The 10,407-nt window shown below is 41.5% G+C and carries 11 protein-coding genes; 3 read left to right on the forward strand and 8 right to left on the reverse strand.

Annotation, left to right across the window (positions count from 1 at the left end; genetic code table 11):
- From E7204_RS02760 to dnaA, 8 genes are all read right to left on the reverse strand, one after another.
- Positions 1 to 867: amino acid permease (locus tag E7204_RS02760; protein WP_295181330.1), on the reverse strand; the 867-nt coding region annotated here is incomplete at its 3' end.
- 16 nt (positions 868 to 883) lie between these two features.
- Positions 884 to 2,785, reverse strand: coding sequence for a DNA topoisomerase (ATP-hydrolyzing) subunit B (gyrB, locus tag E7204_RS02765; RefSeq protein ID WP_295181332.1), 1,902 nt, complete (start codon positions 2,783 to 2,785; stop codon positions 884 to 886).
- A gap of 85 nt (positions 2,786 to 2,870) precedes the next feature.
- Positions 2,871 to 3,140: a hypothetical protein gene (locus tag E7204_RS02770; protein ID WP_127059033.1), complete on the reverse strand. Its 270-nt coding sequence runs from the start codon at positions 3,138 to 3,140 to the stop codon at positions 2,871 to 2,873.
- Between the two features lie 27 nt (positions 3,141 to 3,167).
- On the reverse strand, positions 3,168 to 4,307 hold the full coding sequence (locus E7204_RS02775; protein WP_295181335.1) for a DUF721 domain-containing protein: 1,140 nt from the start codon (positions 4,305 to 4,307) through the stop codon (positions 3,168 to 3,170).
- Positions 4,308 to 4,309: 2 nt separating this feature from the next.
- Positions 4,310 to 5,386, reverse strand: coding sequence for a DNA replication/repair protein RecF (recF, locus tag E7204_RS02780; protein ID WP_295181337.1), 1,077 nt, complete (start codon positions 5,384 to 5,386; stop codon positions 4,310 to 4,312).
- The gene (locus E7204_RS02785; protein ID WP_295181339.1) at positions 5,383 to 5,625 is read right to left on the reverse strand and encodes an RNA-binding S4 domain-containing protein; all 243 of its coding nucleotides are present in this window, start codon (positions 5,623 to 5,625) and stop codon (positions 5,383 to 5,385) included. Before E7204_RS02785 ends, recF begins: the two co-directional genes overlap by 4 nt.
- A 74-nt stretch (positions 5,626 to 5,699) precedes the next feature.
- Entirely contained in the window at positions 5,700 to 6,809 is a 1,110-nt protein-coding gene (gene dnaN / locus E7204_RS02790; RefSeq protein ID WP_295181341.1) for a DNA polymerase III subunit beta, read from the reverse strand.
- Between the two features lie 254 nt (positions 6,810 to 7,063).
- Positions 7,064 to 8,920 carry a chromosomal replication initiator protein DnaA gene (gene dnaA / locus E7204_RS02795; RefSeq protein ID WP_295181343.1) on the reverse strand — a complete coding sequence of 619 codons (1,857 nt, stop codon included), beginning with the start codon at positions 8,918 to 8,920 and terminating at the stop codon, positions 7,064 to 7,066.
- A gap of 448 nt (positions 8,921 to 9,368) precedes the next feature.
- Between dnaA and rpmH the strand changes: the two genes are divergently transcribed.
- From rpmH to yidD, 3 genes are all read left to right on the forward strand, one after another.
- Positions 9,369 to 9,503, forward strand: a complete 135-nt coding sequence (rpmH, locus tag E7204_RS02800) for a 50S ribosomal protein L34 (RefSeq protein ID WP_006555255.1) — start codon at positions 9,369 to 9,371, stop codon at positions 9,501 to 9,503.
- A 78-nt stretch (positions 9,504 to 9,581) separates the two neighbouring features.
- Positions 9,582 to 9,950: a ribonuclease P protein component gene (gene rnpA / locus E7204_RS02805; protein WP_295181349.1), complete on the forward strand. Its 369-nt coding sequence runs from the start codon at positions 9,582 to 9,584 to the stop codon at positions 9,948 to 9,950.
- Between the two features lie 14 nt (positions 9,951 to 9,964).
- A complete protein-coding gene (gene yidD, locus E7204_RS02810; protein WP_021840463.1) occupies positions 9,965 to 10,207 on the forward strand; it encodes a membrane protein insertion efficiency factor YidD in 243 nt (80 codons plus the stop codon).
- Positions 10,208 to 10,407: the final 200 nt, after the last annotated feature.

Here is a 10,407-nt window from a genome sequence, read left to right on the forward strand (position 1 = left end):
AAAAGCAAAACCGAAACGATCGAGTACCAAAGTAAATGGGCTGATAGCTACATTTTCAACACTGGAATTCAATAAATTCGGATCGTCATACGGAATCAAGAAACCTATAACTACGAAAGCACCGATATAGAATAAAATAATACGCCAGAAAATGGAATGAATCGCTTTTGGAATATTTTTTTCAGGCTCTTCCGATTCACCGGCAGCAACCCCGATTAATTCCGTACCTTGGAACGAGAAGCCCGCTACCATGAAGATGGCCATAATAGAAGCAAAACCGCCTACAAACGGAGCTTCACCGCGTGTCCAGTTTTCAAATCCCGGCGATGTACCGCCAATGCCCAAAATGAGCATGGTGCCTACAAATAAGAACACGAAAACGGTAATAACCTTCATACTGGAGAAGAAATATTCACTTTCCCCGAAGGAGCGGGTCGATAAATAATTCATCAAGAATAAAGCCGCCAAGAACAAGGCCGACCACACGATGGCCGGAATATCCGGGAACCAGTATTTCATAATTAAAGCACCGGCCACGAGTTCCGCGGCCAAGGTAATAGCCCAGTTAAACCAATAGTTCCAACCCAAAGCAAAACCGAAAGCCGGATCTACATAACGGGAAGCATAGGTACCGAACGAGCCCGGTACCGGTAAATAGGTAGCCATTTCACCCAAACTGGTCATCAAGAAATAAACCATAATACCAATAAAACCATAGGCTACCAAAGCGCCGCCAGGGCCGGCGGTGCTAACTACTTCACCGCCTGCTACGAAGAGGCCCGTACCAATGGAGCCGCCCAAGGCAATCATATTCATGTGGCGCGATTTCAGACTTCTTTTTAATTTAGTATTCGCTGCATCACTCATAAACTATCCTCCCACCCTACAAGTCTAAATTACGAACTAATTTAGCATTATCTTCAATAAATTTGCGACGCGGTTCTACCTTATCCCCCATGAGTACGCTAAAAATCTTATCGGCCTCAATGGAATCTTCCAAACTTACCTGCAAAATGGTGCGGTTTTCCGGATTCATAGTGGTTTCCCAAAGCTGTTCCGGATTCATTTCACCTAAACCTTTGTATCGCTGAATCGTAATATTATCACGACCGATTTCATCAAGCTTTGCGGCCATTTCCGCATCACTGTACACATACCAATGGCCCTTGCCTTTTTTGATTTGGTACAATGGCGGCTGCGCAATATATACGCGTCCTTCTTCGATGAGCGGTTTCATATAACGATAGAAGAAGGTTAACAAAAGCGTACGAATATGGGCGCCGTCAACGTCCGCATCAGTCATGATAATAATTTTGTGATAGCGACTCTTATCGAGATCAAAATCCTCCCCGATACCGGTCCCGAAGGCCGTAATCATGGAACGAATTTCATTATTAGCTAAAATCTTATCTAAACGCGCTTTTTCTACGTTCAAAATCTTACCGCGCAACGGCAAAATAGCCTGGTAGCGACGGTCACGGCCCTGTTTGGCACTACCGCCTGCGGAATCACCTTCGACGAGATAAATTTCTGTCATAAGCGGATCTTTTTCGGAGCAGTCTGCCAATTTGCCCGGTAAAGAACTTACTTCCAAAGCATTTTTACGACGGGTCAATTCACGAGCTTTACGAGCTGCTTCACGAGCACGGGTGGCGCTGGTTGCTTTTTCAATAATACGTTTAGCTTCCGCCGGATGTTCTTCAAGGAATGTTTTAAGACCTTCCGACACAACCGTATCGGTAATGCCTTTGACCTCACTGTTGCCCAGTTTTGCCTTTGTCTGACCTTCAAACTGAGGGTCTAACACTTTTACACTGATAACGGCAGCCAAACCTTCACGCACGTCTTCACCGGATAAATTGCTTTCATTGTCCTTAATGAGACCGGATTTACGACCGTAATCATTTAAAGTACGAGTCAAGGCACTGCGGAAACCGCTCAAATGGGTACCGCCGTCAATGGTATTAATGTTATTAACGAAAGAAAATAAAGTTTCGCTGTATCTGTCATTGTATTGGAACGCTACGTCAACCACTACATCGTCACGCGTGTTTTCCACATCAATAACAGTAGGATTAACCAAGTTTTTGCCTTCATTTAAAAATTCAACAAAGGATGTAATACCGCCTTCGTACATGAAGCTTTCTACTAAATTTTCTTCCGGACGTTTATCCGTAAGGGTAATGCGCAGACCTTTATTCAAGAAAGCCAATTCCTGTAAACGAGTACGCAATACGCCGAAATCAAATACGGTAGTTTCAAAAATCTCTGCATCCGGTTTAAAAGTAACGGTTGTGCCGGTATCTTTAGCTTCACCGATGACTTTTAACGGACTTTGCAAATGACCGCGCGCAAAAGTAATTTCCTGTTCTTTGCCTTCCTGACGAACTTTAACAACCGTCCATTCACTCAAAGCATTAACTACGGAAATACCTACGCCATGAAGACCGCCGGATACTTTGTAACCGCCGCCGCCGAATTTACCGCCGGCGTGCAATTTTGTCAAAACCAATTCAACCGCCGGAACGCCGGTTTCATGCATACCGGTCGGAATACCGCGGCCGTCATCGGTAACGGTAACGCTGTTATCTTCATTAATGCTGACTTCAATATGAGTACAATAGCCGGCTAAGGCTTCGTCCACACTGTTATCAACAACTTCATATACTAAATGGTGCAACCCTTTAGATGATGTACTCCCTATGTACATCCCCGGGCGGCGTCGTACCGCTTCCAGGCCTTCTAAGACCTGTATATTATCGGCACTGTAATTCTGTTCTGCCATTCCATATCCTCCCTAATTTCAGTAATAAACCATATCTATGGGGATTTAGCTTTATAAAACAATTATCCTTAATTATACTCTATTTTTATCGTTTTGTGTATAAGCTTACCGGAATACCGGTAGCGGCGCGCTGTAAACGGCGGCCTACGCCCGTAATGGACATACTTAAGCCATAAACCGCATCCACTGTAACCAAGTAACATTCAATCGGTTCATCCGGAAAAACTTGGATTACATCCTTGTTTTGCCATTGCTTATTGCGACGGCGCCGCCCTTTTAAAAGCGGAATATCCTGTACCACCGCCACGATATCTTCAATAGACACGCTATACGTATCCGATAAATGAACGAACATACATCTTACCATCACTTTCTCTATATTTCAATTGCTTTGCGGTTTACGAGACTTTACAGCCTCCTTGTATTGAGCCCGCATTTTTAAAACCGAATTGCGTACAAACTCCGGTTTTAGCTGTTCTGCTTTTTTGTGCGTAATCAGCATTAACAGCATATATATATCATAATTCTCGTTGGATTCTTCCTTGACCACACGATTTCTGAAAAAATACACGCATTCACGATGTGCCAGCTGATAATCGGTCATAGTGCACTGTGGTACATGTTGACGCATTTCATCATATACGGCAAAGGGTTCCTGCATCAATCTATCTTTAATACCATTAATATGCTGACGATATAAAAAAGCCTCATGTTCCTGCGCTTTTATAGTACAGGAAGGGCACAGTGTATCGTCCGGACCAATCAAGTTTTCACAACGCTCACAATTATGATAGCCTTGGTCCTTCAGATATACTGTCTTCTTATACTGTTTTATCTGCACCTCTTTCAGCTGCCGGCGTAAGTCTTTGCTTTTTATATTCGCCACCGATGTGTCTATTTGAGCCATCACATCAGCGGGAATGGGAATCGCTTTGAAATTAATGAGCACCCGTTCATAGGAATCAGTGCGTTTTGCTTTGCCCATATAGGCCGATGTATCGCCCTTGATTAAGCCTTTGCTATTTGCCGATGGCACCGATACGGCATCGACCGGCTGAATGGCTTTCAAATAGCTTTGCCGATACATGGTGCATTCTAAATCCGTAATAAGCTCCGAGCCGTAAAACTCATTAATCTTCTTCAATAATTGACGTTTCATCATCTGCAGTTGCTGCAAACAGGGTGATGTCATGGCCGCCACTTTAATAATGGGCGGCTTAATTTCAAGCACTTTAGTCTGTTTGCCCAGCACCGTGCCCACTACTTTGGGCCAATGATGATACAGGCGCATGACGGCGAATTGTTTGAATACGTTGAACGATTTGTATTTACTGTTCAAATGCGTATCATATTGCCGCACATAGGCATCCGGCTTATAGCCGATGGGTCCGGCCGGCCGCTTGGCGGCCAAGAGACCTTCAATATAACGGACTGTTGCATCGTCCCCGGTAGCGGCCTCCGTCTTAGCCTCGGAGACTCCCGGTTGTATGCCATTTTTCGGCTCAAACGTTTCGCTCATCATGATCACCGCCTTTCACAATTAATGAGTTCCACATCACTTAGCTGTTTCACATCTTCCAAATCGGTGGTAGTTATAAACGTTTGAATTTTCTTATGGATAAAATTCAACAGATTTTGCCGTCGCTCCTTATCCAATTCACTGAGCACATCATCCAATAACAATATAGGATACTCGCCCACTTCCGATTTGATATATTCCAATTCGCTTAATTTAAGCGATAAAATAGCCGTGCGTTGCTGACCTTGCGAACCGAATCGTTTCAAATCCATAGGACCGGAAAAGAAGCCTAAATCATCTCGATGAGGCCCAAAAGAGGTACTCATGCGATGCCGATCCACCGGTAAATTAGCCTGCAATTGCTCATAAAACGCTTGCGGTTCCGTTAAAAATCCGGTTGAAATTTGATGTTGCTCATAGGTAAGCTTTAAATTCTCTTTGCCCCCTGTGAGTTTGCGATTCATCAAATCCAGCAAGAGATTAATTTTACGTAAACTATCCAGTCGTTTTTTTATAATAAAAGAGCCGGTCTCCGCAAGTTGTGTATCCCATTCGGCTAAGGAAATATCCCGCTTGCCGTAAGAATCCTTTAACACTTTATTGCGTTGCTGCAAAATTTTATTATACAAGCGCAGTTGCTGATAATATAAAGCACTGGTCTGCGATATTTCAATGTCTAAAAAGCGACGGCGCAAAGAGGGACTGCCTTTTATGAGCTGTAAATCTTCAGGACTGAAAAGCACGGTATTCAAGGTGCCTACTAATTCTTTTTGTAAAATTCGGTTACCGTTGAGACGAATATCTTTCTTTTCCTTGCCACTGAGCTTCAAATTGATTTTATGTCTCGTATCGCGCTTCGTAAACTCCACAATAATACCAGCTTCACTAGCACCGAATTGCAGTAAATCTTGGGTATCATTGGTACGAAAACTACGACCGATGGTGCTCACATATAAGGCTTCTAAAAGATTACTCTTACCTACACCATTGGGTCCGTGAAGCACGATGATATGGGGCGGAAAGGTCCAATTGGCATGCTCGTAATTTCTGAAATTAACGAGTTCCAAGGAGTGAATGTTCACTCGCCGGCCTCCTCTTTAACAACGACTAAGGTACCGATACCTTGAATTTCAACCAGGTCATCAGGGTATATTTTTTTGCGTTTTTCATGGCAAACTTCGCCATTGACTTTGATTTTTTCATCATCAAGCAAAAATTTAATCTGACCGCCGGTGCCAATAATTTGTTCCAATTTTAATAATTGATCCAATTTAATATAAGGCGTGTAAATTTCTACTTGAATCGGTTCTTTTGTACTCATAATTGCCTCCTCACAAAACGTGATGTTAACTCTGCAACTATTATATTATATAAGCTTACATCTCAGTATATGTCTTAGTTCGTGCGAACCGGCGTTACTACATAAGTATAATTTGGATTATCATCCTGGCGGATAACAACGGGACCGTTCTGTTTTAAGTATAAATGAATTCTGTCGCCGCTGCTGTGACGCAAAATATCGCCGATATAACGACCGTTAAAGGAAATGGTAAACGGTGTACCTTTAAATTCGCAAAGTACTTCTTCTTTAGCCATGCCGATTTCAGCATTTTGCGTGGACAAAGTAACTTCTTTTTCATCCCAGTCATAACGAATAACATTGTAGCTCGCATCTTTAGCCAATAAGGATACACGATCTACGGCACCGGCAAAGTCACGGCTGTTTAAAATCGCACTGGAATCGAATTGAGATGGGATTACTTTTTCATAATCAGGATACTGACCTTCGATTAAACGGGAGAATAAGTAAATAGTATCAAATAAGAATACTACATTCGTACGATTCCAAATGATGCGCACTACGGTTGGCTGATCGGTTGGCAATAAACGGGATACTTCCGCCAAAGTTTTGGTTGGAATCAAAATACGCATAGCCGCCGGCATAGGTGCCTCTAAGTTGATTTTCTTAACGGCCATACGGTGTGTATCGGTAGCTACCATGGTTAAGTTGGTGCTTTCACCTTCCAATAAGGCACCGGTAAAAATCGGACGATCATCATCATTGGCAGCGGCATAGTTAGTTAAATCAATCATCTGTTTAAATTGCTCGCCGTCTACATCAATGTGATTTTCATCGTGAATCTGTTCAACTAAGTTGAAATCATCCGGATCCATCGTGATGAGGTTGAATTGAGAACTTTCAGAACTCAATAATAATTGTTTAGTTTCTGCATTAGATTCTAAAGTAATGGTATCCGTTGGAGTTTTGCGAACCCATTCTTGGAAATAACGAGTACTGAGTACGATAGTACCTTCTTCGATAATATTAGCATCAATAGTAATGCGGATACCGATTTCATAATCATTGGCCTGCATTTCTACTTTACCGTTTTTAGTTGTTATATAGATAGCACCGGGTAAATTAGAACTTGTTTTGTTCTGACTAACCTTGGCTAAGGCATTAATCGCTTTTTGTAACGTATCTTTTGCAAATTGGATTTTCATGGCCTGTCTCCTTTACTATTACGGATGTGATTAAGTTTTTAATTATTAGTAGTCTTAGTAGTAGGGGCGGTGTATAAGTGGATAAGCTGTTTAAAGTGGCATTTTTAATAGGTTTTCCACATGGGTATAAGTTTGTGAATAGAACGAAAAAGTTATCCACTTATGAACTTTTTGAGTCGTTCTTGTCAATAACTTGGAAGTTAATCACTAACTATACACAACTTATTCACAGAGTTATCCACAGCCGCTATTCCTTAGGTATCTTCGTTGATTTTACTGATAATATCATCGATAGTTCGCTTTAAATCAGCACTTTTAGCTAAATCTTCGCTGATTTTATTATAGGCATGGAGAGCTGTGGTGTGATCCTTTTTGCCGAAAGCTTGCGAAATTTGTGGAAAACTTTCATTGATGAGTTCACGGCACAGATACATGGCGATTTGGCGCGGATGAGCGTATTGCTTATTCCGTTTCTGACCGACTAAGGATTCTTTTTTTATCTTGAAATAATCAGAAATAAAATCTTGAATATAGGCGACGGATAATACGGATTTTTTACTTTCCGGAATGAGATCACGCAGGATATAGCGCGTATATTCCACGGTAATTTGATCTAATTTATTATCCAGTTCAGCGGCGGTGATTAATTTGGTAAGAGCCCCTTGCAAATCACGGACGCTGCGATTGTAATAGGTGTTGCCGAAGAAACGAATTACTTCATTCGGAATGTTAAGATTTGGCAATAATTCACGCTGTTTGTCTACATAGGAGCGCGTAATGGCTTCCAAAGTTTCGGAGTTTGGCGGATCGATGGTTACCACCAGGCCGGAGCTGAATCGGGTACGCAAGCGATCTTCCATTTGTTCCATATCTTGCGGTAGTACATCACTGGTGAGGACAATTTGTTTCTTACTGTCCGTTAAGGCATTAAAAGTATGGAAAAATTCCATTTGCGTGCCGGCGTAGCGTTTTTCTTGAATAAACTGAATATCATCAATCAAGAGGACATCGACTTTACGGAACGTGCTGCGGAATATATCCATATTGGTTTGACCGTAACGGATAGATTGAACGAAGAGATTCAAGAAGTTTTCGCTGGTAATGCACATGATTTGCAAATGGGGATAACGGCGATGAATTTCATTGCCGATAGCATGCATTAAGTGAGTTTTACCGAGACCTGATTTACCGTAAATAAAGAACGGATTATAGCGATTGGCCGGATTTTCCGCAATATTTTGTGCTGCCACATAGGCCATTTGGCTGGAGCCGCCGGCAATAAAGGTGGCAAAGGTGTAATCCGGATTTAATTTTAAAATAGATTCGTTATTTTTATATAAGGTTGTTTGACTGCTGTTAGACTGCATAGACGCCGCTTCCTGCGGTATTTCCGACGGTGGGAATAAACTATCCGATTCCATCGGTGAAGCGCTTGGAATATACGGGCCTGATTTAGTGGCGTCGTTTTTACGTACGGAATCAACGACAACCGGTTCATCATAGGTCGGTGTATGCAGCGGTGTTTGTGACGGCGCCGGTGCGGCCGGTGGTAAACCGTATTGACTGGCTAATTGATCATAGCCGTTATAATTGGGCGCATGGGTGGCCGTTTCATTGGCATGAGCGGTTGTTTCGTACGGCGCATTTTCATACTCATTCATGTCATAGCCCGATTCATTGCCCAGCTGTGATTGCGGAATGGAGGCGATTTGACTGTCGTCGTAGTTTACCGGTTGAGTTGTAAAAGCCGTTGATTCCGGTGGCGTCATCACGGACGGTTGGGCTACGGTTGTTTTTACCTCTTCGTGAAGGGTCGCCGGTTCTTTGTCCCCCGGCGTTGTAATAATAATTGTAAGTGGAGAATTGTTTTTGGTAAAACGCTGCCAAACATTATTTACGGAATTTTGAAAAGCATTTTTTATCGTCGGTTCATTTTCAATAAAATCCTTAATATACGTTTGCATCGTGGTTAATGTAAGGGTCTTACTGATTTCGTCCAATTGTAACGGGAGCAATCGTATAATCGTGCTTTCTAAAATTTCTCTTGGTAATGTGGCTTCAATATCTTCGCGTACTTTATTCCAAAAATCGTTAAGATTGATGTTTGACATACCATTTCCTTCCCAGGGTGTCATACTGTGAATAACTAAAAATACCTAACCTGTGTATAACTTCGAATTTTTTGAAAAAAGAGAAAAAATAAATAGGTTAGAACAACTGATAAACACTGACTTTATACTGTTATCACTTATGTTGTGGATAAGTAGTGCATAAGTTGTGTATATCTTGTTGATAACCTAGTTTTATTAGTCACAATATGAGATTCCTTTTATATTTCATCCTCTATATTTTATCAGAAATAGGAAGAATTGTCATCGTGGTTGTGGATATCTTTTCGGCGATATTAAAAGTATAATGTATATAATATATATCCACAGTATATGGCTAATAATGATTGAATCTATCGAGTGAGTATTGACATTACATGGCTTTATATTTATAATTATGCTGTTATGGTATAAGTAATTACAAGAACAATCTCAAGGAGGTGTTTTATACATGAAACGTACATATCAGCCAAATACTCTTTGGAGAAAACGTACTCATGGTTTCCGTGAACGTATGAAGACTATTGGCGGCCGTCTTGTTTTGAAAAGACGTCGTGCTAAAGGCAGAAAGAAATTATCTGCATAATATAATAGCTTTTAGGCAGGAGAAAAAACTTGGCGCTGCTGCCAAGTTTTTCTATTCATAATGGCATGGGATGATGATATGAGTGAATTGACATTTAAATTAGATAAAGAACGAAGAATTCGTAAAAACAGTGAATATCGTCTTGTCTATAAACATGGCAATTATGAAGTCGGTCGTCTCTGTGTGGTTTACCGTATGCCCGTGGCCAAGCAGGCTACCCGTATCGGTTTTGTAACCGGTAAAAAGGTAGGCGGTGCGGTGGAGCGCAACAGGGTGCGCCGGCTTATGAAAGAAGTATATCGTCTTAATCAGCATGCTATTCGAGAAGGCTATGCTATTGTGGTTGTAGGACGGGCTCGCATGGCGAGCGCCACCTATGACCAGGCGTGTAAGGAAATGATGTATCTTTTTAAAAAGAGCAAATTACTTAAAAGTAATGAAGCTTAGAAAGAGGCGTATCCATGAAACGCTGTTTGACCTTCTTAACCAAACTGTTGAATATGCTATTCATCGGCTTGGTACAATTTTATCGCTATGGAATTTCTCCATTAAAGCCTAAAACTTGTCGATTTTATCCCTCATGTTCGACGTATACCTTGGAAGCATTACGCAAATATGGACCTTTTAAAGGCAGTTATTTAGGAATCCGGCGTATTTTACGTTGTCATCCCTTTAATCCGGGAGGCTACGATCCGGTTCCGTGATAACACAAATTTGGAAATGTCAAAGTGTCTGTATGGATGAAATATAGACCATACCATAACGTATATAGACACGCAAAGGCCATTTGTATTCGTCATTAATACTCGTATAGGAGCAAACTAATGGAAATTTTTCAGGTATTAGTTGATTTTATGCGGACCTTGCTTACGTATTGCTATAATCTTACAGAAGCATTAGGGTT

This window comes from Veillonella sp. (assembly GCF_015058545.1).
Lineage (GTDB): Bacteria > Bacillota > Negativicutes > Veillonellales > Veillonellaceae > Veillonella_A.

Coding starts and splice junctions, on each gene's coding strand:
- gyrB (WP_295181332.1), bottom strand. CDS start 2,785: ATGGCAGAACAGAATTACAGTGCCGATAATATACAGGTCTTAGAAGGC.
- E7204_RS02770 (WP_127059033.1), bottom strand. CDS start 3,140: ATGTTCGTTCATTTATCGGATACGTATAGCGTGTCTATTGAAGATATC.
- E7204_RS02775 (WP_295181335.1), bottom strand. CDS start 4,307: ATGATGAGCGAAACGTTTGAGCCGAAAAATGGCATACAACCGGGAGTC.
- E7204_RS02785 (WP_295181339.1), bottom strand. CDS start 5,625: ATGAGTACAAAAGAACCGATTCAAGTAGAAATTTACACGCCTTATATT.
- dnaN (WP_295181341.1), bottom strand. CDS start 6,809: ATGAAAATCCAATTTGCAAAAGATACGTTACAAAAAGCGATTAATGCC.
- dnaA (WP_295181343.1), bottom strand. CDS start 8,920: ATGTCAAACATCAATCTTAACGATTTTTGGAATAAAGTACGCGAAGAT.
- rpmH (WP_006555255.1), top strand. CDS start 9,369: ATGAAACGTACATATCAGCCAAATACTCTTTGGAGAAAACGTACTCAT.
- rnpA (WP_295181349.1), top strand. CDS start 9,582: ATGAGTGAATTGACATTTAAATTAGATAAAGAACGAAGAATTCGTAAA.
- yidD (WP_021840463.1), top strand. CDS start 9,965: ATGAAACGCTGTTTGACCTTCTTAACCAAACTGTTGAATATGCTATTC.